At 70.7% G+C, this 21,987-nt stretch carries 23 protein-coding genes; 13 read left to right on the top strand and 10 right to left on the bottom strand.

Annotated features, from left to right (window positions below):
* Positions 1 to 27: 27 nt before the first annotated feature.
* Both dapA and BLV39_RS24640 read left to right on the top strand, forming a co-directional pair.
* Positions 28 to 918, top strand: coding sequence for a 4-hydroxy-tetrahydrodipicolinate synthase (dapA, locus tag BLV39_RS24645; RefSeq protein WP_090798036.1), 891 nt, complete (start codon positions 28 to 30; stop codon positions 916 to 918).
* Positions 919 to 964: 46 nt separating this feature from the next.
* The gene (locus BLV39_RS24640; protein WP_143049871.1) at positions 965 to 1,456 is read left to right on the top strand and encodes a hypothetical protein; all 492 of its coding nucleotides are present in this window, start codon (positions 965 to 967) and stop codon (positions 1,454 to 1,456) included.
* A 23-nt stretch (positions 1,457 to 1,479) separates the two neighbouring features.
* Here the strand turns inward: BLV39_RS24640 and BLV39_RS24635 are convergent, their stop codons facing one another.
* On the bottom strand, positions 1,480 to 2,361 hold the full coding sequence (locus BLV39_RS24635; protein ID WP_090798032.1) for an oxidoreductase: 882 nt from the start codon (positions 2,359 to 2,361) through the stop codon (positions 1,480 to 1,482).
* 392 nt (positions 2,362 to 2,753) lie between these two features.
* Between BLV39_RS24635 and BLV39_RS43125 the strand changes: the two genes are divergently transcribed.
* From BLV39_RS43125 to BLV39_RS24625, 3 genes are all read left to right on the top strand, one after another.
* Positions 2,754 to 3,257 (top strand): hypothetical protein, encoded by a 504-nt coding sequence (locus tag BLV39_RS43125; protein WP_176985066.1) that lies wholly within the window; start codon positions 2,754 to 2,756, stop codon positions 3,255 to 3,257.
* A 73-nt stretch (positions 3,258 to 3,330) separates the two neighbouring features.
* On the top strand, positions 3,331 to 3,840 hold the full coding sequence (locus BLV39_RS24630) for a papain-like cysteine protease family protein (RefSeq protein ID WP_275414245.1): 510 nt from the start codon (positions 3,331 to 3,333) through the stop codon (positions 3,838 to 3,840).
* Between the two features lie 8 nt (positions 3,841 to 3,848).
* Entirely contained in the window at positions 3,849 to 4,616 is a 768-nt protein-coding gene (locus BLV39_RS24625; protein ID WP_090798028.1) for a hypothetical protein, read from the top strand.
* Positions 4,617 to 4,682: 66 nt separating this feature from the next.
* Here BLV39_RS24625 and BLV39_RS24620 read toward each other — a convergent pair whose 3' ends face one another.
* Positions 4,683 to 6,536, bottom strand: a complete 1,854-nt coding sequence (locus BLV39_RS24620; RefSeq protein ID WP_176985064.1) for an AfsR/SARP family transcriptional regulator — start codon at positions 6,534 to 6,536, stop codon at positions 4,683 to 4,685.
* Positions 6,537 to 6,673: 137 nt separating this feature from the next.
* Here BLV39_RS24620 and BLV39_RS24615 point away from each other — a divergent pair, with 137 nt between their 5' ends.
* Positions 6,674 to 8,089: an FAD-binding oxidoreductase gene (locus tag BLV39_RS24615; RefSeq protein ID WP_090798025.1), complete on the top strand. Its 1,416-nt coding sequence runs from the start codon at positions 6,674 to 6,676 to the stop codon at positions 8,087 to 8,089.
* Between the two features lie 32 nt (positions 8,090 to 8,121).
* On the opposite strand, the gene BLV39_RS24610 is transcribed toward BLV39_RS24615, so the two are convergent.
* Positions 8,122 to 8,601 (bottom strand): winged helix-turn-helix transcriptional regulator, encoded by a 480-nt coding sequence (locus tag BLV39_RS24610; RefSeq protein WP_090798024.1) that lies wholly within the window; start codon positions 8,599 to 8,601, stop codon positions 8,122 to 8,124.
* 91 nt (positions 8,602 to 8,692) lie between these two features.
* Here BLV39_RS24610 and BLV39_RS24605 point away from each other — a divergent pair, with 91 nt between their 5' ends.
* Together BLV39_RS24605 and BLV39_RS24600 are read left to right on the top strand one after the other, a co-directional pair.
* Positions 8,693 to 9,286 carry a dihydrofolate reductase family protein gene (locus BLV39_RS24605; RefSeq protein ID WP_090798022.1) on the top strand — a complete coding sequence of 198 codons (594 nt, stop codon included), beginning with the start codon at positions 8,693 to 8,695 and terminating at the stop codon, positions 9,284 to 9,286.
* A 9-nt stretch (positions 9,287 to 9,295) separates the two neighbouring features.
* On the top strand, positions 9,296 to 9,679 hold the full coding sequence (locus BLV39_RS24600; RefSeq protein ID WP_090798020.1) for a TIGR03618 family F420-dependent PPOX class oxidoreductase: 384 nt from the start codon (positions 9,296 to 9,298) through the stop codon (positions 9,677 to 9,679).
* 10 nt (positions 9,680 to 9,689) lie between these two features.
* On the opposite strand, the gene BLV39_RS24595 is transcribed toward BLV39_RS24600, so the two are convergent.
* Positions 9,690 to 11,258 carry an MFS transporter gene (locus BLV39_RS24595; protein ID WP_275414242.1) on the bottom strand — a complete coding sequence of 523 codons (1,569 nt, stop codon included), beginning with the start codon at positions 11,256 to 11,258 and terminating at the stop codon, positions 9,690 to 9,692.
* Positions 11,259 to 11,382: 124 nt separating this feature from the next.
* Here BLV39_RS24595 and BLV39_RS24590 point away from each other — a divergent pair, with 124 nt between their 5' ends.
* Genes BLV39_RS24590 through BLV39_RS24580 form a run of 3 tightly spaced genes read left to right on the top strand, consistent with a single transcriptional unit; the run spans position 11,383 to position 14,076 of the window.
* Positions 11,383 to 12,621, top strand: a complete 1,239-nt coding sequence (locus tag BLV39_RS24590) for a beta propeller repeat protein (RefSeq protein ID WP_090798016.1) — start codon at positions 11,383 to 11,385, stop codon at positions 12,619 to 12,621.
* A gap of 47 nt (positions 12,622 to 12,668) precedes the next feature.
* Entirely contained in the window at positions 12,669 to 13,163 is a 495-nt protein-coding gene (locus BLV39_RS24585) for a GNAT family N-acetyltransferase (RefSeq protein WP_204082650.1), read from the top strand.
* A gap of 13 nt (positions 13,164 to 13,176) precedes the next feature.
* Positions 13,177 to 14,076 carry a hypothetical protein gene (locus tag BLV39_RS24580; protein WP_204082651.1) on the top strand — a complete coding sequence of 300 codons (900 nt, stop codon included), beginning with the start codon at positions 13,177 to 13,179 and terminating at the stop codon, positions 14,074 to 14,076.
* On the opposite strand, the gene BLV39_RS24575 is transcribed toward BLV39_RS24580, so the two are convergent.
* Both BLV39_RS24575 and BLV39_RS24570 read right to left on the bottom strand, forming a co-directional pair.
* Positions 14,077 to 14,703, bottom strand: a complete 627-nt coding sequence (locus BLV39_RS24575; protein WP_143049870.1) for a hypothetical protein — start codon at positions 14,701 to 14,703, stop codon at positions 14,077 to 14,079.
* Between the two features lie 60 nt (positions 14,704 to 14,763).
* Entirely contained in the window at positions 14,764 to 17,100 is a 2,337-nt protein-coding gene (locus BLV39_RS24570; RefSeq protein ID WP_090798010.1) for an AbfB domain-containing protein, read from the bottom strand.
* A gap of 144 nt (positions 17,101 to 17,244) precedes the next feature.
* On the opposite strand from BLV39_RS24570, the gene BLV39_RS24565 reads away from it, so the two are divergent.
* Entirely contained in the window at positions 17,245 to 18,273 is a 1,029-nt protein-coding gene (locus BLV39_RS24565; RefSeq protein ID WP_090798009.1) for a LacI family DNA-binding transcriptional regulator, read from the top strand.
* Here the strand turns inward: BLV39_RS24565 and BLV39_RS24560 are convergent.
* The gene (locus tag BLV39_RS24560; RefSeq protein WP_090798007.1) at positions 18,270 to 19,001 is read right to left on the bottom strand and encodes a class I SAM-dependent methyltransferase; all 732 of its coding nucleotides are present in this window, start codon (positions 18,999 to 19,001) and stop codon (positions 18,270 to 18,272) included. The two genes, BLV39_RS24565 and BLV39_RS24560, sit on opposite strands and share 4 nt — an antisense overlap.
* Before the next feature lie 64 nt (positions 19,002 to 19,065).
* Here BLV39_RS24560 and BLV39_RS24555 point away from each other — a divergent pair, with 64 nt between their 5' ends.
* Positions 19,066 to 20,235 carry a serine hydrolase domain-containing protein gene (locus BLV39_RS24555; RefSeq protein ID WP_090798004.1) on the top strand — a complete coding sequence of 390 codons (1,170 nt, stop codon included), beginning with the start codon at positions 19,066 to 19,068 and terminating at the stop codon, positions 20,233 to 20,235.
* Here BLV39_RS24555 and BLV39_RS24550 read toward each other — a convergent pair.
* Genes BLV39_RS24550 through BLV39_RS24540 form a run of 3 tightly spaced genes read right to left on the bottom strand, consistent with a single transcriptional unit; the run spans position 20,232 to position 21,940 of the window.
* A complete protein-coding gene (locus tag BLV39_RS24550; protein ID WP_090798001.1) occupies positions 20,232 to 20,999 on the bottom strand; it encodes a DUF427 domain-containing protein in 768 nt (255 codons plus the stop codon). The two genes, BLV39_RS24555 and BLV39_RS24550, sit on opposite strands and share 4 nt — an antisense overlap.
* 45 nt (positions 21,000 to 21,044) lie before the next feature.
* Positions 21,045 to 21,260, bottom strand: a complete 216-nt coding sequence (locus BLV39_RS24545) for a hypothetical protein (RefSeq protein WP_090797999.1) — start codon at positions 21,258 to 21,260, stop codon at positions 21,045 to 21,047.
* On the bottom strand, positions 21,257 to 21,940 hold the full coding sequence (locus BLV39_RS24540) for a hypothetical protein (protein WP_090797997.1): 684 nt from the start codon (positions 21,938 to 21,940) through the stop codon (positions 21,257 to 21,259). The genes BLV39_RS24545 and BLV39_RS24540 overlap by 4 nt, the downstream gene beginning before the upstream one ends.
* Between the last annotated feature and the right edge of the window lie 47 nt (positions 21,941 to 21,987).

Here is a 21,987-nt window from a genome sequence, read left to right as displayed (position 1 = left end):
GGTATGGGTCGCGGGCAGGCTCGGGCCATGACGGATCTTCTGTTCGGTACGAACCTCGTCGCGATGGTGACCCCGATGCGGCCCGACGGCGCGATCTGCTCGACCGGCGTGGCCGGGCTCGTCGACCACCTGGTCTCCACCGGGTGTGACGGCCTCGTGGTGGGCGGGACCACCGGTGAGTCGCCGACCCTGACCGCTTTGGAGGCATCGTCGCTGGTCGGTGCGGTAGTCGCCCGGTCGGCTGGTCGCTCTCGGGTGGTCGCCGGTGTCGGCACGTACGACACGGCGGACAGCATCCGGCGGGCCCAGGCTGCGGCGGCCGCCGGCGCGGACGCGCTGTTGCTCGTATGCCCCTACTACTCGCGGCCGACCCAGGCGGGGGTGATCGCCCATTGCGTGGCGGTGGCGGACGCCACCGAACTGCCCGTGATGTTGTACGACGTACCGGTGCGCACCGGCATCGCGTTCGAACCGGCCACCCTGGTCGAGCTCGCCGGGCACCCACGGATCAGGGCGGTCAAGGACGCCAAGGGCGACCTGGCCGCGGCGATGGCGGTGATGGCGGATTCGTCGCTGGCCTACTACTGCGGGATCGACGAGCTCAACCTGCCCTACCTGGCCAGCGGCGCTGCCGGGGTGGTCAGCGTCGTGGGCAACGTGACCGCCGACCGGGTGGGTTCGCTGATCCGCGCGGTGCGTGCCGGGGACCTCTCGTCGGGGCGCGTTATCGCGCGGTCGCTGGCCCCGTTGGTGGACGCCGTCATGGGCACGGCCCAAGGCGCCGTCATGGCCAAGGCGGCACTAGCCGAACTGGGGATCATTCCCCACCCGACGGTGCGCTCTCCGTTGTTGGAGGCCACGCCGCCACAGGTGCGGCGGCTCGCGGAGGCGCTGGAAAGCATCGCCGCGCCGGCCTGACCTTTTGTTCGGCTTGGTGGTGGTTTGGCGGTGATAATCGGTGCCGATGGACAAAGCCGGAGCCCGCAAGGGGATGTGGGTCGCCGCGCCGTGGGTGCCGGCCGGCATCTATGGCACGGTCATCTGCGCCTCGACTCTGGCGGCGTCGGGCAACTACGGCGTTGGCCGGGTTGCTGCGACGGTGTTGGTCACGCTGTTGGTCTACTGGCTGGCCGAACGCTATTCGGAACTGTTGGGCCTGGCTGCCCGGGGCGCGTCGGTGACCCGCACGGACGTGCTCCACGTGTTGACCGCGGGCTGGGCGCTGATCCAGGCCTCGATCACCCCGTTGCTCGTGCTGCTGCTGTCCCGCCTTGCCGGCGCGAGCAGTGCGGCCGCGCTCGACGCCGCGCTCGCGTACACCGTGTTCCTGTTGGTTGTGCTCGGCTGGCTGGCGGCCCGCGGCGCCGGCCTCACGGGATGGCCGCGCTGGGGGGCGACGGCCTTCGCGGGCGTCCTCGGGCTCGTCGTGGTCGGCCTCAAGGCGGCCCTCCACTAGCGGATCATCGAGACAGCCGCGCCTTAGCCGTCGAGGCTCGCGAGCTCCTCCGTGGACAACCGAAGCGCCCCGGCGGCCAGGTTCTCGATCAGGTGGTCCGGGTTGCCCGTGCCCGGGATGGCCAGCACGTGCGGTCCGCGGCTCAGCGTCCAGGCGACCCGGACCTGCGCCGGCGTGGCGCCGTGCGCGCGGGCTACGGCGAGGACCGCGTCGTCCTCGGCGACACCTCCGGCGTCACGCCCGTCGCCGGCGATCGAGAAGAAGGGCACGAACGCGATGCCCTGCTCGCCGCACGCGCGCAGGGTGCCGTCGCTGATGCGGTTGTGGAGGCCGTACGCGTTCTGGACGCAGACGACAGGGGCGATCGCCTGGGCCTGTGCGAGGTGGTGTGGGCGGACGTTCGAGATGCCCAGGTGCCGGATCAGGCCCGCGTCGCGCAGGTCGGCGAGCGCACCGAAGTGCTCGGCGATCGAGTCGAGGCCGTGTTGGCGCAGGTTCACCACGTCCAGGTGGTCGCGGCCGAGTTGGCGCAGGTTCTCCTCGACCTGGCCGCGCAGTTGGTCCGGCCGGGCCAGGGGGAGCCAGTCACCGGAGGGATCGCGGCCAGGTCCGACCTTGGTGGTGATGACCAGATCGGCCGGGTACGGCGCCAGCGCGCGGTTGATCAGCTCGTTGGCCGAACGCAGCCGGGAGAAATAGAACGCCGCGGTGTCGATGTGGTTCACGCCCAGTTCGACCGCACGGCGCAGCACGCCGATGACGCGGTCGCGGTCGCTGGGTGTGCCGAGGTCGAAGGCGGCGCTGCCCGTCAGCCGCATCGCGCCGAACCCGATCCGGTTGACGGTCAGGTCGCGGCCGAGGGTCCACGTGCCGGCCGAAGCCGCGTTGATCTTGTCAGGAGACACCGGACGAACATAGGCGGAGCGCGCTTCTGCCGCCACCTAGGGCGGCGAAAGCGGCCGAGCCGGACGAATGGGTCGCCGCGTACGACATTGACTTCTGCCGGTCCACACCAGCCATTCACGCCTTGAAATGTGAGCGTTAACAAGCTACGTTGCTTGAGGGGATCGGCTTTCTCAGCAAGGCAATTGCGACGCGCGGCGGACGGGGGCCAGCGAGAGCGCGCCTATTCGCCTGCCCTTAGGACGATAAGCACAAAGCGACTGCGCGCGCGGTCGCCCACAATCACGGCCGGAAAAGCGGCCGTTCGCAGGCGACCGCGTATCCATCACATCGGAAGAGCGGTACCACCATGCGACGACGCTTGCCCTGGCCTGCCCTTGTCTGTTGTGGACTGTTGAGCTTCCTGGCGGCGTGTGCCACCGGCGGCGGCGATGAGGCCGCGCTCGGTGCGGCGCCGGGCACCACACCGGCCGACACCAGTGTCGGCACGGGCTTCGTCGACGTCGCCGATCTCCGCGATCCCCCGATGCCCGACCACTTCACCGCGCCATCGAAAGCACTGGAAGGGCGGCTCGCGCTCCGCGCGAACGGCTGCGTCACCGTCGTCGTGGACGGCGTGGAGCGGATGCCGCTGTGGCCAGAAGGGACCGCTTTAGTCCAGGAGTCGATCACCCCGAACCGCTATGCCGTCACGCTCCCGGGCGGCGCCCGGCTGGTCGCGAGCGAGACCGAGGCGGACACGTTCACCGCCCGCGGCATCGTCGACGACAACCCCGACCCGTTCGAGGTCGAAGCCGGACTCCCCACAAAGCTCTCGACGTTCCTCGCCTTCTGCGGCGTCAAGGCAGAGCCGGTCGCATTCCCCGACGCCGCCACTTTCACGGTTCGGAAAACCTAACCGGAGGTTTCATGTGAACCTGCAACGGAGTCTTGCCACGCGCGTACTCGCAGTGCTGTCGATTACCGTCGGAATGGTCTTCACCGCGCCATCGGCCGCGAACGCGGTCGAAAAAGTTCTCAGTGTCACGGCCTATGCGCAGGAAAACTCGAACTGGTGCTGGGCGGCGTCCGCAAAAATGATTATCCGCTACCAGACCGGCTCGACCATCGCGCAATGCCAACTCGTCAAGGACGGCAAGAACTCCTCGTCGTGCGGCAACGTGACGGGCACGACCGCCAACGTGATGAACGCGCTCAACAAGCGCGGCGTCAACCCCGGCACCGAGGTGGTGCTGAGCTGGGCGTACGTGGTCTCCGAGATGGACGTCAACCGCCCGGTCTACAGCCGGATCGTGTGGCGGTCCAACGGCGCCGGCCATGCCCACGTGGTGCGGGGCTACTACAACACCGGCTACTCGTACGGGCTGTCCTACATCGACCCGGCGACCGGGACCTCGACGTCGCGCGAGTGGGGCAGCTATGCCAACAACACCTCGTTCTACGCCGCCTCGGGCACCCTCATCCACCTCTACCGAAAGTGAGGACACCGATGACCGCGATGAGGTTGCTCCGCGCCGCCGGCCTGGCCCTGTCCGTCGCCGCCGGTCTCACCCTGCTCGCATCACCGGCACTCGCCGAGCCAGGCGACGCTGCCGCGCCGACGGAGGTCGGAGCCTGGTTCGCGCAGGACGCACCACGGGTCGCCGGCGACGTGCTCGGCCGCCCGGCGGCGAACCTGGCGATCGAGGCCGGCCCCGGCGCCATCCAACCCGGCAAGCCGGTCAACGGCTACCGGGCCGGCACGCCGGTGCGGCTGCACACCTGGAACGACGCGTTCGTCGAAGGCGGCGCCGGCCAGCCGGTGGTCGCGAGCGACGAGTGGGTGGCCCCGCTCTACCAGTCCGGCGTCGTGGTGGGGACGATCGCGGCGGCCGTCTCCGCGACGGGCCAGGTCTCGATGACCTACGTGGACGACGATGCGGTGGGCGGCAGGGCACTGGCCTCCGGCATGGTGTCGGGTCAGGTGGTCCAGGACGCCCGGGTCGGCGGTCTCGTCGACGTCCGGTCGGACGGCTCGGCCCAGGGTCTGTCCAAGGTGGCCGCCGGGAAGCTGCCGGCCATCCGTGGCAAGGGCGACCTGCACAAGGCCGTCGCGGCCGCGCACGCTCCGGGCAACTGGCTGCCCACCGGCACCGAGACCGGCGCCGGCCCGGCGCCGGAACCCACTGACACCCAGCCGCTCGCGCTGGTCCTCATGGTCGTACTCAGCGGGATGGTGCTCTGGTTCGTCCTGCGGAGGCGCCAGCAGCCCGCCTGACCGCGCATGGAGTTGGTCAGACGGCCGGGGAGCGGGCGCGCCAGCGTCGCGCTCCCCGGAGCCGGCCTACGAAGCGACGGTCAACGAGCTTTCGAGCGCCGGCAGGTCAGCGCCGGCACGCAGGACGGACAGCCGGTCACGTGCCGCGGTGACACCGGCGGTGCCCTCGACCGTGTGCGCCAGCCGGCGGGCGAACGCGCGGACGATCGGATGGAGGCGATAGCTGTGGGGACTCGCGGCCTCCCCGATCAGGCCCAGATCGACCAGCGGGTCGATGGCGCTGAAGGCCGCACCGACGGACACGGCCAGCAACGCGGCCACGTCCTGGGTGGTGAACTCCTCCTGCTCGATGACCGCCGCGAGCCGCAACGCCCGCGCCTGCGCCGGCCGCAGCCGGTCGTAGGCGCGCACCAGTGGCGCCTCGGCCGCGAGGCACTCGTCGTGCAACACGCCCGTGACGTTGTGCAGTTCGCGGTCGAGCTCGTGTGCGATGTCCGCGATGCTCCACATCGGCCGGTCGCGTAGGCGCGCTCCGAGCAGCCGCAACGGCAGCGGCCAGCCCCACGCCAGCCGGGTCAGCCGCTCGGCCGCCGGTCGGTCGGACGCGACCCGATCCGCGCCCGCCATCCGCTCCAGCAGGACCAGCGCGTCGTCGGTCCGCAGGCCGCCGATCGTTACCCACACGGCCGCGAGCTCCGTATGCCTGCGGCGGGTGGTCATCAGGAGGCCGCCGGGCGGCCGGGACCGCAGCAGCGGCTCCAGGAGCGCCGGATCGTCGACGTTGTCGAGCACGATCAGCAGCGGCCGGCCGGCCGCGGCCCGATGCAGCATTGCCAGGCGACCGTTGACCGACTCCGGCAGGTCGGACGCCGGCAGGTCGAAGGCGCTCAGCCACGTGGCGAGGATGTCGGCGAGGTCGACGGAACTGGCGACATCGGCGTAGAGCTGGCCACCGGTGAACCGGTCGCGAAGCCGGTGCGCGGCCCGCACCGCGGTGGCCGTGCGCCCTATGCCGTCGATCCCGGCGATGCCGACCCAACCCGGTCCGTCCAGCAGTCCGGCGCTGATCGCGGCGAGCTCCGTCTCGCGCCCGGTGAAGTCGGCCAGGTCGTGCGGAAGCCGGGTCGGTCCGCTGACCGCGTCCGGCGAAGGGGTGGCCGGTGTCAGGTCGCCGCGCAGGATCCGCTCGTGGAGCTGGCGCAACGCCGGACCCGGCTCGAGTCCGAGATCGTCCTTGAGGCACGCGCGACCCTCGCGATACACCGCGAGCGCGTCGCCCTGGCGGCCGCTGCCGTGCAGGGCCCGCATGAGCAGGAGCCGCGGCCCTTCGCGCAGCGGGAAGGCCTCGACCATCGCGACGAGGTCCAGCACCGCTTCCGCCTGCTGGTTCGGGAACGCGTCGAGCAGCGCGGAGAGTCGGGACTCGTCGGCGGCCTGGCGGCCCTCCTCCAGGCGCGTCCGCTGACGGCCCGCGAACCGGCCCGGCAGACCGGCCAGCGCGGGCCCACGCCACAGTTCCAGCGACTCGGCCAGGACGGCCGCCGCCCCGGCGGCATCACCGGATGCCTGGAGCTCACGGCCACGCGCGACGGACCGCCGGAACCGCATGACATCGACCGACGCCTCGGGTACGCGCAGCGCGTACCCGTCGCCGACGGTCTCGATCGTCGCGGAGGTGCCGTCGAGAACGCGCCGCAGGCGGGAGACGTAGGTGCGGATGGTGCTGGTGGCCGCGCGGGGAGGGTCGCCGTCCCAGAGGGCACTGGTGACCTCGTCGACCGACGCGGGCCGCCCCTCCCGGAGCAGCAACATCGCGAGCAGCACGACCTGCTGCGGTGACCCCAGCGGCACCTGGTGACCGCCTCGCCACATCCGGACCGGACCGAGGACCTCGAACCGGACGTCGGGCCGCGTCGTCATCATCTCCCCCAAGCGCTGGCTCCGCCCACGCTAGCCGCCGAACGCCCGAGTGCCGAACCGCCGTCGTCAATCGAACGTCAACCCAACGTCCAACGCGCGCCCGCCGATCATCGACGGGACCGGCGTTGGCTCGGGTCATGACCACATCATCGACGCACCTGACGACCCTGACGCCCGACGAGACGGCCGCCGCCGCGGCGGCGACTATCCTGGCCGGCCGGCTGTCCGAGGGGGCCGCGGTCCACCTGCCCGGCGAGGACGGCCACAGCGCCGCGCTGGTCGGCTACAACCTCACGGTGCGCCATCGCCCACTGGTCGTCGTCGCGACGGCCACCCCGGAAGACGTGGCCGAGACGGTCCGCTTCGCCACCGAACACCGCCTCCGCGTCGCGGTGCGGTCCACCGGTCACGGACCGGGCACGGCGACCGAAGGCGGACTTCTGATCAACACCGAACGGATGACCGAGGTCACCGTCGACCCCGCGAGCTGGACCGCCCGGGTCGGTGCCGGAGCCCGGTGGCAACAGGTCATCGACGCGGCCGCTCGACACGGGCTCGCCGCCGCGAACGGATCGTCGCCCACCGTCGGCGTCGTGGGATACACGCTTGGTGGAGGCCTGAGCCCGATCCTTGGGCGCACCCGCGGATACGCCGCCGACAACGTCATCTCGATCGACCTCGTGACCGCGGACGGCGTCGCCCGTACGGTCACGGCTGCATCGGACCCTGAGCTGTTCTGGGGCCTGCGGGGCGGCAAGAGCGGCTTCGGGGTCATCACCGCCATCGAGTTCCGGCTCTTCCCGCTGTCCCACCTCTACGGCGGCGCCATCTTCTTCGACGGCGAGCACGCCGGCGCCGTGCTGCACGCGTGGCGGGACTGGGTCGAGGGCACGCCGGACGAGCTCAGCTCCTCGATCGCGGTGCTGCGCATGCCACCGATCGCGGCGGTGCCCGAGCCGTTGCGCGGGCGGCTCGTCGTGCACGTCCGGGTGGCCTACCTCGGCTCGGCGGACGACGGCGCGCGCCACGTCGCACCGATCCGGGCCGCGGCGCCCGCGATCATCGACGCGGTCGGCGAGATGCCGTACACCGCGGTCGCCGCGATCCACTCCGACCCGGTCGATCCGATGCCGGTCTACGAGCGGTCGGCGCTGCTGCGCGACCTCCCGGCCGAGGCGGTCGACCGGCTGGTCGACGTGGCCGTCGAGAACGCCGACGTGCCCGTCACGCTGGTCGAGCTGCGCCACCTCGCCGGCGCGCTGCGCCGGCCGCCACGGGAACCGAACGCCGTCGCCAACCGGGACGCGCCGTTCCTGCTCTTCCTGGCCAGTGTCGCGGCGGCCGACGAAGCGGCGGCACACACCGCGTTCCACGAACGGGTCCTGTCCGAGCTCGGTGCCTGGACGACGGGGCGGACCTTCGCCAACTTCCTCACCCCGGGTGACGGCCGCGCCGAACACCTGGCGACGGCGTACCCGGCCGACGTCCACGCGCGTCTGGTCGCACTGAAGCGGCATTGGGACCCGGACGGCCGCTTCGCCGACCGGTCGTAAGAATGGGACGCGGCTCCGACCACGGGTGGTGGCTACCTGCCGGCAGGTGGTCGAGCCGTGGTCGGCGCCGCGCCCGGGCCGGGCAGCGGGTCGATGTCGTTCGCGTGCATCGGCTCGCCGCAGGCGGTGCAGCGCAGGTCGACGCCGCTGATCTCACCGCACGCGTGGTGCCGATAGAGCACCGGCGGGCCGGCCTCCCCCGCCAGCCACTTGTCTCCCCAGCCGGCCATGACCATCAGCAGGTCGACGAGCTCAGTGCCCTTTTCCGTCAGCACGTACTCGTAGCGCGGTCTACGGTCGTAGGGACGGCGCTCGAGCACGCCCTGCTCGACCAGGTGGTTCAGCCGCTCGGTCAGCACCTTGCGGGAGATGCCGAGGTCGGCCTGGAGCTGCTCGAACCGGTTGAGGCCGACCCAGACGTCGCGCAGGACCAGCGGGGACCAGGGCTCGCCGATGACATCGAGCGTGCGCGCGATCGAGCACGCCATCGCGCTGAAGTCCGTGCGTTGCATGAGCCGACATTAGCAATTGGGGTTCCCTGAGGGAACTTACGTTGTTATGGTCACAGAGTCCCCCGAAGGAACTCCAGAAGGGATCGTGACAATGGGCAAGGTCATCAGCGGCCACGCGGTGTCGGTCGACGGCTACATCACCGGGCACGCGCCGGGCGCCGGGCGCGGACTCGGCGACGGCACGATGCTCTTCGACTGGTACTTCGACGGCGACACGCCGAGCGCGGTGTTCGACGGGTTCAAGCTGAGCGAGCCCAGCGCCCGGCTGTTCGACGCGGTCGCCGGCAATCTGGGCGCGGTCGTGGCGGGTCGCAACACCTACGACGACTCGGACCACTTCGGCGGCGGCAGTCCACACCCGACGGCTCCGCTGATCGTCCTCAGCCACCGACCCGTGCCGGAGCTCAGCGAGCGGCAGACGCTGGTCACCACCGGCATCGCGGACGCGATCGGCGCCGCCCGCGAGGTCGCCGGCGACCGGGACGTCGGCCTCATGGGCGGCGGCGCGCTGACCTCGGCGCTGGCGGCGGGCCTCGTCGACGAGGTGGTGCTCCACCAGGTGCCGATCCTGCTCGGCGGCGGCCGGCCCTTCTTCCAGTCACTGCCGGAGCACGTGCGCCTGCGCCTCGTCGAGGCGGTCCCCGCGCCCGGAGTCACCCACCTGCGCTACGCCATCGAACGCTAGGAGCTGACCATGCTCGACCCCACCGTCCGCCGCGCACTTGACGGCACCGAGATCGCCCACCTCGCCACCGTCCTGCCCGACGGCGCACCGCACACCGTGCCCGTCTGGGTCGGCACGCACGGCGACCACGTCGTGTTCCTCACCGGACCGGGCTCCCGCAAGGCCCGCAACCTGCGCCGCGACCCACGCGTCGCGCTGTCCCTGGCGCCGGCCGAGAACCCGTTCGAGCCCGTCATCATCCGCGGCCACGTCGTGCGGTGGCTGGAGGGCGACGCCGCCTGGGCCGTCGTCGACGAGTTGTCCACCAAGTACGTCGGTCAGCCGTACCCCCGGGAGGACGAGCGGGTCGTCGCGCTCATCGAGATCGACCGCCAGAAGGTGGGCGTCTCGTGATGGAGTCATTTCAATCGGCGGTCCCTAGCGGTGTGGGTACGCCGGTCGGCAGGCGTCGGGTAGCGAGGAAGCCGGCCGCCGCGAACACCGCGGCCGCCAGCAGCGCAGCCCGCAGACTGCGTAACTGGGCTTCGGCATACCCGTCGACGATCGCGTCCACCTCGGCCGGCGGCACGGCGGTGCGGTCGAGCGCCGCCCGCAGGTCGGTCGTGGACACGAACGTGATGCCGGCGCTGATCCGGACGGTGGCCTGCTGCTCGACCGCGTCCGAGATGCGGGGGTCGGCGGAGATGCGGTCGGTGAAGGTCCCACTGAGCGCGGCGATCAGCACCGCGCCGACCAGCGCGGTGCCGAGCGAGGACCCCAGGTTCTGCGCGGTGTACTGCAGGCCGCCGACTTCGCTGCGTTCCTTCTCCCCCACGCTGCCCTGCACCACGTAGCCGAGCTGCGACGCGAGCAGACCCATGCCGATCCCGAACAATGCCAGGGCCAGGCTGAACGAGACCTCGTCGAGACTGGGCCGCACCGTGCTCACCAGCCAGAGCACCGCTGCCACGACCGTCGCGACGGCGATCTGGACGATCAGGCGCGGGCCGGCCCGGCGGCCGAGGAACGACCCGCACATCGCCGCGACCAACATCCCCACCGACGCGGGCAGCAGCCTCAACCCCGTTTCGAAGGCGTCTAGCCCGAGTACGACCTGCACGTACAACGGAATCGCGAAGAAGACGCCCAGCAGGACGAGGTTCTGCACGAACAGCATCGACAGGCCGGCGCGCAACGGTGGAGCGGCCAACAGCTCCGGCTCGACCAACGGCTGGCGGCCCGCCGCCTGCCGACGCCGTATCCAGGCCAGAAAACAGGCGAGCAGAGCGGCACCCGCCGCGACGACGAACAGGGTCGGCGCGAAGCCGAAGATCTCCACGGGCGTGTCGCGCGGCCGGAGCCACCCCCAGGTGCTGCTCTGGAGCACACCGAGCACGACCAGCGCCATGCCGGCCGCGGACAGCGCCGCGCCGACGCCGTCGAGCCGGGTCCGCCGCGCGGCCCCTTCGACGTCGCGGATCCAGGGCGTGAGCAGCAGGATGACGACGACCAGCACGGCCTCGCCGGCGAACACCAACCGCCAGGTGAGGTACGTGGTGACCCACCCGCCCAGCAGCGGTCCCACCGCGATGCCGGCTCCGGCCACGCCGCCGATCACCCCGTAGGCGGTGGCCCGGGCCGATCCGGTGTAGTTGGCGCCGACCAGCGCGGCCAGCGACGGCAGCACCAGCACGGCGCCGAGCCCTTCGATGACCGACCATCCGAGCACCAGAACCAACAGCGTCGGAGCGACGGCGGTGAGCGTCGTGCCGACGCCGTAGATGACCATGCCGACCACGAAAGCCCGGCGGCGACCCCACAGGTCCCCCAGCTTGCCGCCGGTAATCATGAACGCCGCCATCACCAGTGTGTAGAGGGTGATGACGGACTGGATCGCGGTGACGTCCGTGTCGAAGTCGTCGACAAGCTGGCTGATCGACACGTTCATGACCGACGTGTCGAGGACCATCAGAAACTGGGCCAGTCCCAACACGGCCAGCGGCCGCCACGAGATGGCCCCCGCCGCATCACTCGTCGCTATGGTGAGTCACTTTATCTGGGTAAGTGGCGAAATGCGGGGACCTCGGCTATGGCGGCGTCCTGCGATCATCAGCGCCATGCGGAAGATTGCCGCGGCGTTGGCCGCCGTTCTGCTCGTATCGGGGTGCACCGGCACCGGCACATCTCCGTCTCAACCCGTCCCGGCCTCCCCCACCGGGTCACCTGAAGTCGTCGTCACCGCGCCGCCGCCGACCTGGCGCCTCGCCCGCCTGCCGGAACTGGGCGGGCCGACGAGTGCGCTGTGGGACGTCGTGTCGGTGGACGCCACACACGCGTGGGCCGTCGGCAGCGAGTCCTACTCGCCCGAGAAGCCGGACGACACCGGAAAGCCGCTGATCCTCCAGCGGGACGGCACGGGCTGGACCCGCGCGGCGCTGCCGCCGATCGCCTGGCACGGTGGGTTCAACCTGGTCGCGGCCGACTCGCCCACCGACGTCTGGGTCGTCGGCAACGAGTCCGCACCCAGCCCGGACGACCAGGTGGCGCACGTCCTGCACTACGACGGGACCGCTTGGCGCGAGGTGCCGTTCCCGCAGGGCAGCAAGGGCTACTCGCTGATCACCGGGCTCACCGTCGTGGGTGGACATGCCTGGCTGGTGGGCAACGACCAGAGCGACGTGCTCATCGAGGAGTGGGACGGCCGATCCTGGCGGTCGCACCGGTCCCCCGCCGAATGCCGCACCGGCGGCACGTCCTTCGGCGGCATGCCGAACTTCTGCAACTTCACCGCCATCAAGGCCTTCGGCCCGAACGACATCTGGGCCGCCGGCAACGGGGCGTGGAAGGGTTTCAAGGGTCCGCTGCTCTTCCGTTGGAACGGCTCAGGCTGGCGTACGGTCCAGGTGGGCATCAACAACCAGGAGACCGCGTTCAACGCGCTGTCGGGTCGCTCGCCCGGTGAGCTCTGGGCGGTCGGCGAGCACGGGTTGGCCGTACGCGGCGGCGGTAAGTCCTTCGAAGTGCTCCGCGACGCTCCGGACGGCCCCCAGCCCGACGTGGCCACGGACCCGGCCGGACGGGCGTGGTTGACCAGAACGTCCCTGGAGCCGAAGGCGGACCTCGTCACGTACAACGAACGCGGTTGGGTCAGCGAGCGGGCGCCACAGCCGCCGGACGCGATCGGCATGAGCCTCAACGCGATCACCGCGAGCCCGGACAGCACGACGATGTTCGCTGTCGGGTCGGCCGACCTCCCCACCACACCGCGCTACGTGCGGGCGGTGCTGCTCGAGTACGTGGCGGCCCCGTTGCCGGCGCCCCTGCCGACCCCGTTGCCCGCGTCGAGCCTCCTCTGAGATTAATCGGCTTGTGCGAAGGGCCGAGGGTTGCTTCGCTGTCGCCCGTGACCGAACTTCACACGCCACGCCTGCGCCTGCACGCCATCGACGCGGCGGAGGGCGAACGCATCATCGGTCGGCGCGCCGAAGCCGAAGACACCTGGGCTGACGACTTTCCGTTCGACGGCGACGTCATCGGTGTGACGGCCTTTCTCAGAACGACGGCCGCCCATGGTGACCAGCGCCCGTTCGGGCACTACCGGATCACCCGGGCCGCTGACGGGAGGGCCATCGGCGGCATCGGCTTCAAGGGCCAGCCCGCCGACGGGTGTGTGGAGGTCGGTTACGGCCTATCCCCGTCGGCGCGCGGACACGGCTACGCGGCAGAGGCACTCAGCGCGCTGCTCGACGTCGCGGCCGATCACGGGTTGTCCCGAGTCGTCGCCGACACCACCGCGGACAACGTCGCCTCCCAGCGCACCCTCGAACGCGCCGGCTTCCGCCGCACAGGCACCTTCGGCGACGTCTACCTGTACGAGGTGTCCCTCAAGACAGACTGAGATGATCGTCGCCGTGCATACCACCGCCGCCAGCCCGATCGACGTGCCCGAGGTCTTTCCGGAGGTCGTGCCCTTCGCGATGACGACGGTCCGGCTGCATCCCCGCCCGGGAGCGCCGACCGCGGACCAGAGCTCGATGGGCGGCCCGCTGCTGTGGCCCGCGCGGGAGCCGTGGCCGGTCTGCGACGGACCCGAGCCGGCCGACCACCTCGACGGTGAGCCCGGCGAGGCCGAGGTGCCGCTCGTCCCGGTGCTGCAACTCTTCGCCGAGGACGTTCCGGAACTCCCGTTTCCCGCCGGCACGGACGTGCTGCAGGTGCTGTGGTGCCCGTTCGATCACGAACCGTGGACCTCGCCGCGGCCCGAGCTGAGGTGGCGGCGCCGCGCCGACGTTGGCGCACGGCTGGCGGAGCAGCCCGAGCCGGACGAGGAGGCGGACGTCCAGCACGTGCCCGACCCGTGCGTCCTGCATCCGGAACGGGTGACCGAGTACCCGAGCGACGACCTGCCGGAGGCCGTCTGGTCTCAGATCAAGGACACGATCGAGCGGGTCGAGCGGGAGACCGGTTGGGAGTACGAGACCGACCTGGCGGTCGCATCGGGTACGAAGGTCGGCGGCTATCCCGGCTGGACCCAGGAACCGGACTGGCCGACCTGCGGCTGCGGCGCCCGGATGGCCCACCTGCTCACCGTGGCCAGCTGGGAGTTCAGCCGAGGCGACGAGAAGCGCTGGATCCCGTTGCAGGACCGCCCGGCGATGGCCGGCTGGGACGTCGCCGGCTCCGATGATCATCCGTGGCGACACATCCAGAACCCGGCCGGCCTGATGCTCGGCGACGTCGGCGGCATCTACCTGTTCGTCTGCCCGACCTGCCCCGACCGCCCGTTCGACTACCGCTTCGACTGCTCCTGATCACCCCAGCGGGGCGCTGAAGATCGGGATGGCGTGCTGCTGTCGCTCCGCGGCCGTCCAGCGGTTCAGGTCCGCGACGTCGCACCGCGCGGTTCCGAACGGCTGGTCGAGTCGGTCCGTGACCCACTCGACCAGGCCACGCGGGTCGGCGACCGGGCCACCGAACCCGACCAGCGTGGTGTGCCAGATGTCCCGGCTGCGGCCGCGTTCCAAGCCGTCGGCTCCCCTGGCCGCCAGTGCTTCCGCGAGCCTGGCCCGCAATCGCGATGCCGTGTCGTCGACCGGGTAGCCGCAGGCCATCAGGTTGCTCCGGGTCAGGACGACGCCGTCGAAACGCAACCGCACCGGCCCGAGACCGGCGGTCGCCTCCCGTAACGCGCTTTCGTAGAGCGCGAGCCCACCGTCGTCGACGGCCCGCACGGTCACATGGTGGTCGAAAAGGTAGGCGTCGCCGACGAGCGCGGCCGCCTCCGCGGCAAGGTCGGCGAACCGGGCGCGGGTGGGCGGGTCCAGGCGCAGCGCGACCGACAGCGGCCAGCACCCTGTGCCGAACGGCTGGACGTCCACGTCTCCGCGCAGCACGGCGCGGCGGCCCTGCCGCCAGAGCTCCTGGTATCGATCAATCAAGGACACAGTCTCCCACCCGCGGGTGCGGCGGAGCCGACGCCGCCGCACCCGTCGGTGGTTCTATGGCGCCCAGGGTGTTGCGATGTTCCAGGTGCTGTCGGCTGTCCAGGAGGACGGGGAGTTGTAGGTCGCGCCGCCGGAGCCGTTGGCGAGCCAGACCTCCGAGTTGTGGTGGCGGAGGTACGAGCCCCGGAAGTTCCACGACTCCAGGGAGACCCCGGAACCTGTCAGCCCCGTGCGGGCGCACCAGGTCGCGTCCGCGCGCAGCAGGGCCGAGCCGTCGTTGACCGAGTTCTGCACGCGGGAGTTGGCGTGGCGGAGGAACTGGCCCGGGAAGTTGACCGACTCGAACGAGTAGCAGGACGCGTCGGCCAGACCCGCCCGGATCGTGTACGTGGCGTCGCTCTTCAGCAGCGCCGACGACGCCGCGGTGACGACCTCGGTGTACGCCAGGCTGTTCTGGTGCCGCAGGTAGCGGTTGGTGAAGCCGGGTGTCGTCACCTGGAGCGACCGGCGCTGGTTGACCGGCAGCGCGGTCGGGGCCAGGGCGGGCAGGGCGCGGGAGGCCGCGATCACCGCCTGGTTGGCCGCGCGTACCCGGGCCTGGTCCATCTTCACCACCTGCCGGTCGTAGGTGACGAAGCCGTTGAGCTCACCTTCGAGATCGGTGATCTCGGTGTAGATCGCCGCTGACAGCCCGCGGCCGAGCATCAGGTTCTGCACGCCGGCGACCAGCCCGACGTAGCGGTCGGTCAACGCCGTGGCGTTCGCCTGCCACTCGTACGCGAAGAACCCTCCGCTCGGGCTCCACTCGTGCCCCGGGGTGTGCAGGCCGAGCCCGCCGAACTCGCCGAGCACCGAGATGCGGTTGGAGGCCAGCGGCGCATCGGGGCCGAGGTAGACGTGCCAGTCGTCGATGTCGCCGTTGCCGGGGTTGCCCAGTGACTGGCAACAGTTGTAGCCACTGTGGACGTTGACGAGCCGGGTCGAGTCCTGGTTCTTGACGTTCTGTCCCACCCGTTGGGTGTCGGCCAAGGAACGCTCGCCCCAGCCCTCGTTATAAACCGTGTATGCGACCACTGCCGGCGACGAGCGGTGCTCGTCGACGATCTCGCGCGCCTCCGCCTCGAACTGGGCCTGCTGCGCCGCGTTCGCGTCGATGTTCTGCGCGGTCAGTGACGGCACGTCCTGCCAGACGAGCACGCCGAGCCGGTCCGCGTGGTAGAACCAGCGCTGCGGCTCCACCTTGATGTGCTTGCGGACCATGTTGAAGCCCAGGTCCTTGTGCTTCTGGAGGTCGAAGGCGAGCGCCGCGTCGGTCGGGGCGGTGTAGACGCCGTCCGGCCAGTAGCCCTGGTCGAGCGTGCCGGTCTGGAACACGAACTGGCCGTTCAGCAGCGGCCGCCGCACCCCGTTGACCAGGCCTGTGGTGATCTCCCGCATCCCGAAGTAGTGCGTGGTCCGGTCGACCTGCGACCCACCGGAGTTGTGCAGCGTGACCCGCAGGTTGTAGAGGAACGGGTCGTCCGGCGACCAGCGCCGCGCGGACGGCACCGGGACGGAGAACTCCGTGAACCCGCCGGTGGCGGTGCCGACCACGGTGGACCCGTTCAGCGCCTCGGCCAGCACGGTGTGGCCGGTGACGGTGCCGCGGGTGAACACCCGCACCCGGATGGTGTTGTTGGACAGGTTGGGATAGAGGTCGACCGAGCTGATCGACGCGGCCGGCGTCGGCTCCAGCCAGACCGTCTGCCAGATGCCCGAGCTCGGCGTGTAGAAGATGCCGTTGGGTGTCTTGGTCTGCTTGCCGATCGGCTGGAGGCTGCCGTTCTGGCGGGTGTCGCTCGGGTCCCAGACCTTGACGACGAGCTCGTTGGTGGCCCCGTTCAGTCGATCCGTGATGTCGAACGTGAAGGCGTCGTAGCCGCCGGTGTGCCCACCGACCTGCTGGCCGTTGACCCACACCGTGGTCTGCCAGTCGACGGCGCCGAAGTTGAGCTGCACGCGCCGCCCGGACCAGCCCGCCGGGACGGTGAAGGTGCGCCGGTAGAAGAGGTAGTTGCGGTTGTCGTTGGCGGCGCGCATGACGCCCGACAGCGCCGACTCGACCGGGAAAGGCACGTTGACCCGCTCCGGCAGGGTGGTGTTGAACTGCGGCGCGTCGTCGGTGGCCGACTGGCGGAGCTGCCATTCGCCGTTGAGGTTCTGCCAGTCGGGCCGGGTCATCTGCGGGCGCGGGTACTCCGGCAACGGGGTGCCGCTGAGCGCCTGCGCGGTCCACGGCGTGGTCAGCGGAGGCGTCTTGGCCGGTGCGGCCCGCGCGGCGGTCGGCGTCGCCAACAGCCCGGTCACGAGGGCCAGGACCGCGACGAGGGAGGTACGACGGGACGGTTTCATACCTGCTCCGTTCCTTCTGCTCAAGCCTTGAGGGCATCGATAGTCGCCTGTATAACGTTATAGAGCCCGATTGACCTGCCAGTCAATGGACGACAGTCGATGTCTGCGCGGCGCGACGGCTGCGCTGAACCTTGGAGTGCACACGTGGTCGTCAGCCTGAAGGACATCGCCGCGCGGGCCGGCGTCTCGTTGTCCACCGTGTCCAATGTGGTCAACGGCTACCGGCCGGTCGGTGAGGAGACCCGGGTGCGGGTGCAGTCGGCGATCGACGAGCTGGGCTACGCGCCCAACCTCAGCGCACGGCACCTGCGGCTGGGCCGCACGGGCATCATCGCGCTGGCCATTCCCGAGCTCGACAACCCGTACTTCGCCGAGCTCGCCGGCGCCGCGATCCGCGAGGCCACGAGCCAGGGCTACACGCTGGTCATGGAGGACACGGCCGGCTCGTACGAGCACGAGCTCTCGATGATCGACAACTCCCGACGGCAGATCGTCGACGGCCTGATCTTCAGCCCGGTCGCGGTCTCCCGCGAGGACGTGCTGGCCCGCCCACCGGCGACCCCGATGGTGCTGATCGGCGAGGGCGTCTACGACGTGCCGCACGACCACATCGCCATCGACAACATCGCCGCGAGCCACGTCGCGGTGCAGCACCTGGTCTCGCTGGACCGCTACCGGATCGCCTTCATCGGCGCGCAGGCCGGCGACCACCGCCAGTCGGCGCACCTGCGGCTACGCGGCTACCGGGAGGCGCTGGCCGGCGCCGGCCTGCCCTGGGACCCGGCGCTGGCCGCGCCGACGACCGCGTTCGGCCGGGCCGACGGCCTGATGGCGATGCGCGACCTGCTGGCACGCACCCAACCACCGGACGCGGTCTTCGCCTACAACGACCTGGTCGCGATCGGCGCGATGCGCGCGGTGGCCGAGGCGGGGCTGCGGATCCCGGAGGACGTCGCGGTGATCGGCATCGACGACATCGAGGAAGGGCGGTTCAGCAACCCGACCCTGACCACGATCTCCCCGGACAAGGAACACATCGGCCGGCTCGCGGTGCAGTCGCTGGTAGCCCGCATCGAGGGCAAACCGGTCGAGCCACCGTACGACGTCCAGCCCCCGTTCCGACTGGTCACGCGGGAAAGCACCCTCGGCGGCCAGCGCCCGGTCCGCACCTAGCGCAGCACCAGTAGGTCCAGCACGTCGACCACAGGTCTGTTCTCGACCCGGGTCCCCTCATGCATCCGCCGCAGGCCGGCGGCGTACTCGTCATCGGTGATCAGCTTCAGCGGGGTGTGTGCGTCGCGCCGCAGGGCAGTCGCTGCCTCCCGCAGCGACGCGGCGGTGGTCTGCGGTATCTGTTCGAGGGCGGCCGTCTCGAATCCGGCACGCGAGAAGGCGTCTTCGACCTCGGCGATGCTGGGGTAGGTGTCGAGCACGCGGATCGCTTCCGGGAACCAGCGGAACAGGGTGATCCCCTCGTGCCGGCCGGCGAACGCCGAGCGGATCAGCAGCGGTGCGCCCGGGCGCAGGACCCGGCGCAACTCGTGTGCGGCGGCTGCCAGGTCCGGGACGTGGTGGATGACGGTGGACATCCACGCGCCGTCGACGCTGTCGTCGTCGAGCGGGAGGTGCGCGGCGTCGCCCGCGACGACAGGCGCGAACACGGAACGGGTGCGCATCGCCTCGGACGGCTCCACCGCGAGGACCTCGATGCCGGGGAACCACGTGGTGAAGGCCCGTGCCCAACGTCCGGTGCCGGCACCCAGGTCGAGCACCCGCATGCCCGGCCGTGGCGAGAGATGCCGGGCGACGGCGGTCCGCCAGGCGGCGAGCCCGTCGTCGGTCAGGTGCCGGGCCGCCTCGAACGCCGCGGCGTCCGCGTCGTCGTATGCGATGCGCGCCATGCCCGGAAGCCAACTACGCGGCGAGGCGCGGAGTCAACGTCGCAAGTCGGCTTAAAGTGGCCAAATGAGACGCATCGCGCTGTCCATGGTGATCATTGCCGTCCTGGTCGCCGCCGGCGGCTGGGTCGGGCCGGCCGGGGCCGTCGAGAGCGCACGATGTGTCGCGACCGCGAAGCCGCGCGGGACGGCGGCGCGGATCGTCGGCGTCGCCGAGTCGGTGCGGCGGGACCTCGACCTCAGCGCGGCCGTCGTACGCGTGACGGTCCGCGGGCGGGAGGTCGTGACGGCCGCGGTGGGCGAGTCGATGGCCGACGTGCCCGCGACCACGGACATGCGCTTCCGCGCGGGATCTGTCGGCATCGCGTATATGAATCTGGTGTTGCTCCAGCTCGTCGACAAGGGCGTCGTCTCGCTCGACGACCCGATCGCGCGCTGGTTCCCCGCACTTCGCCAGGCCGACAAGGTCACGTTGCGCATGTTGGGCAGCACCACGTCCGGCTACCCGGACTTCGAGAGCTACGCGCCGTTCGTCAAACGCCTCTACGCCGACCCGTTCCGGCACTGGACCGCGCAGGAGCTGCTCGACCTCGCCCTGGATCGCCCGTCGTGGTACGAGCCCGGCACGAACTGGAGCTACTCCCACGCCAACTTCATCATCCTGGGCCAGATCCTCGAGCGCGTCACGCGTACGCCGCTCAAGGAACTGTTGCGCCGGCAGGTCCTGAACCCGCTGCGCCTGTCGGCGACCGTGAGCGAGACCAGCGCGGTCATCCCGGGGCCGGTCCTGCACAGCTACACCATCGAGCGTGGGTTCTTCGAGGACGCGACCTACTGGAACCCGTCCTGGAGCACGGCGGACGGCGCGATCCTCACCTCGAACATCTGTGATCTGGCGGTCTCGGCGAGGGCCGTGGGCACCGGCCGGCTGATCTCGGCGAAGTCGTTCCGCGAACTGCTCAACCCGGGCACGGTCGGCCTGGGCGGGCCGACGAAGGATTGCCCCGCGACCCTGTGCGTGCCTCAGACCCAGCAGCATCACTTCGGGCTCGGCGTCATCGTCCAGAACGGTTGGATCCTGCAGAAGCCGTCGCTGGCCGGATACTCGGCGGTGCAGACCTACCTGCCGGGCAAGGACATCGCCATAGCGGTGGCCACCACCCGCGGCCGGACGACGACGGAGGTGAACTCCGCCGAGACGGTCGCGAACCGGATCGGCGCCCTGCTGACGAGCTAGCGGACGAAATGGGTCCGCGGGCGCTCCAGCAGCGTGCCGTCCAGGTGGATGTCGACCTTCTCGTTGTAGAAGGCGACCAGGTCCGCGATCGGCGACAGCGCCCGGGTCGGGAAGGTGTAGGACCAGGCGATGTCCGACTCCGCGTCGCCGCCGCCCGCCAGCGACCAGTAGTCGCTCGTCGTGCCCTTGTAGGCGCAGGCCGTCTCCGTCTCCGTGCGGACCAGGTTGGCGAATCGGACCGAGGCGCGGTCGATGTAGTAGCGCGTCGGCAGGCCCGTCTCGAACACCAGCACCGGCGTCGTGGTCTCGGCGAGCACGACGCCGTTCAGCGAGACGCGCACGTGCCGGTGTGAGCGCAGCGCGTCGACCCGGACGTACGGGTTGCGCGCGTGGACGAAGATCCGCTCGTCCTCCTCGTACCAGGCGTCCAACGCGGCCCAGTCGAAGCGCACGTACCCGGACAGGCCCGTCAGCGCGTCCGCGCCGAAGACCCACACCGTTCCCGGTCGTTCCTGGCCGCCGGCCGTCAGCCCGAAGCGCCGCGCGGTGCCGCGCTTCAGGTGCTGCTCGTGCTGTTCGTCGACGAGGAACCGGGACACGACGTCGCCCAGCGGGACGTAGTACTGCGGGTAGTACGGCGCCTCCCACACGTACAAGGCCGCCGTCGTGTCGAAGATCTGCTCGCCGCCGAGGACGGCCCGCAGCCGTCGCGGCGCCGGCTCGATCCGGTCGGTCTCGGCTGCCATCCGCGGAAAGTCGTCCATCGGGTCATCGTAAAAACCTTGAAGCGACAACCTGGCCCGTTCCGATCAATCGGTAGCCTCGATCGTCGTGAGCGAGATCAACGGGGTGCCGAGGTCGCGGACCTTGGCGAGCACTCCGTGCAGTTCCGCCTGATCGGTCAGGGCGCCGCGCAGGATGGTGGTGCCGTCGGTTTCGTGGACGACGGTCAGCCCGGCGAACCAGGCCGACCAGCGCTCGTCGAGGTGCCCCTCGACCCGGAGCTCGTAGTGGCGCGGGTTCATTCGGCATCGGCCGTCACGACCGCGCGGTGACCGCCGGCCGGTGCGGATGCGGTCGTGGTGCCGGCACGCCACAGCGCGCAGCCCAGGCCGATCATCGCGATGCCGTTCGGGAAGGCCAGGAGCCGGTAGAACGCGTCCGGCAGGATCGCGAGCACGACGGTGACCACGCCCCCGACGGCCAGCAGCGCGGCGGCCCAGCGGGCGAGGACCCGCGACCGGTACAGCGCGATGCCGAAGATCAGGCCGCCGGCCAGGTAGGCGAAGCCCTGCACCCGGATGATGCCGCCTAGGAGGCCGATGTCGCCCTCGGCGGTGCCGTTCGTCCCCACCGCGAGCACGTCGTTGACATAGCCGGGGTTGGTGTCCGCGAGCGCCGGCAGCACGTACGCGGAGATGAAGGCGGTGCTCACGATGGAGAGGTAGCCGACGGCGAGCACGAGGTAACCGACCAGGCCGAGCACACCGATCCGGGTCACCCCGCGCAGGTACATGCCGGTGATGCCGGCCAGGGCCAGGGCGGCCATGAGCACCTTGAGCGAGTTGCGCACGGCCCACTCGGTCGTCCCGACGGAGGTGACGTCGGAGTGAGGGTGCCCGATCTGGACACCGACGAAGATCAGTCCGGCCAGGACGGCTGCTACGCCGGCCGCCCGGCTCAGGGTGGTGGGTGTGATGGTCATGTCCGCTCCTCTTTCAGGTCTGCCCATTGCATGTCCCGAAACCTAGG

The sequence above is a fragment of the Asanoa ishikariensis genome, assembly GCF_900107455.1.
Classification (GTDB): domain Bacteria; phylum Actinomycetota; class Actinomycetes; order Mycobacteriales; family Micromonosporaceae; genus Asanoa; species Asanoa ishikariensis.
The sequence above is the reverse complement of the archived record's forward strand: the minus strand, read 5'-3'. Positions and strand labels throughout refer to the sequence as shown.

Excerpts from the sequence above, each read along its gene's own strand:
- BLV39_RS24590 (WP_090798016.1), top strand. The coding sequence starts at position 11,383 with ATGCGGAAGATTGCCGCGGCGTTGGCCGCCGTTCTGCTCGTATCGGGG.
- BLV39_RS24600 (WP_090798020.1), top strand. The coding sequence starts at position 9,296 with ATGCTCGACCCCACCGTCCGCCGCGCACTTGACGGCACCGAGATCGCC.
- BLV39_RS24570 (WP_090798010.1), bottom strand. The coding sequence starts at position 17,100 with ATGAAACCGTCCCGTCGTACCTCCCTCGTCGCGGTCCTGGCCCTCGTG.
- BLV39_RS24605 (WP_090798022.1), top strand. The coding sequence starts at position 8,693 with ATGGGCAAGGTCATCAGCGGCCACGCGGTGTCGGTCGACGGCTACATC.
- BLV39_RS24610 (WP_090798024.1), bottom strand. The coding sequence starts at position 8,601 with ATGCAACGCACGGACTTCAGCGCGATGGCGTGCTCGATCGCGCGCACG.
- BLV39_RS24555 (WP_090798004.1), top strand. The coding sequence starts at position 19,066 with ATGAGACGCATCGCGCTGTCCATGGTGATCATTGCCGTCCTGGTCGCC.
- BLV39_RS24630 (WP_275414245.1), top strand. The coding sequence starts at position 3,331 with ATGGTCTTCACCGCGCCATCGGCCGCGAACGCGGTCGAAAAAGTTCTC.
- BLV39_RS24615 (WP_090798025.1), top strand. The coding sequence starts at position 6,674 with ATGACCACATCATCGACGCACCTGACGACCCTGACGCCCGACGAGACG.
- BLV39_RS24540 (WP_090797997.1), bottom strand. The coding sequence starts at position 21,940 with ATGACCATCACACCCACCACCCTGAGCCGGGCGGCCGGCGTAGCAGCC.
- BLV39_RS24620 (WP_176985064.1), bottom strand. The coding sequence starts at position 6,536 with ATGACGACGCGGCCCGACGTCCGGTTCGAGGTCCTCGGTCCGGTCCGG.
- BLV39_RS24545 (WP_090797999.1), bottom strand. The coding sequence starts at position 21,260 with ATGAACCCGCGCCACTACGAGCTCCGGGTCGAGGGGCACCTCGACGAG.
- BLV39_RS24625 (WP_090798028.1), top strand. The coding sequence starts at position 3,849 with ATGACCGCGATGAGGTTGCTCCGCGCCGCCGGCCTGGCCCTGTCCGTC.
- dapA (WP_090798036.1), top strand. The coding sequence starts at position 28 with ATGACGGATCTTCTGTTCGGTACGAACCTCGTCGCGATGGTGACCCCG.
- BLV39_RS24550 (WP_090798001.1), bottom strand. The coding sequence starts at position 20,999 with ATGGACGACTTTCCGCGGATGGCAGCCGAGACCGACCGGATCGAGCCG.
- BLV39_RS24640 (WP_143049871.1), top strand. The coding sequence starts at position 965 with ATGGACAAAGCCGGAGCCCGCAAGGGGATGTGGGTCGCCGCGCCGTGG.
- BLV39_RS24560 (WP_090798007.1), bottom strand. The coding sequence starts at position 19,001 with ATGGCGCGCATCGCATACGACGACGCGGACGCCGCGGCGTTCGAGGCG.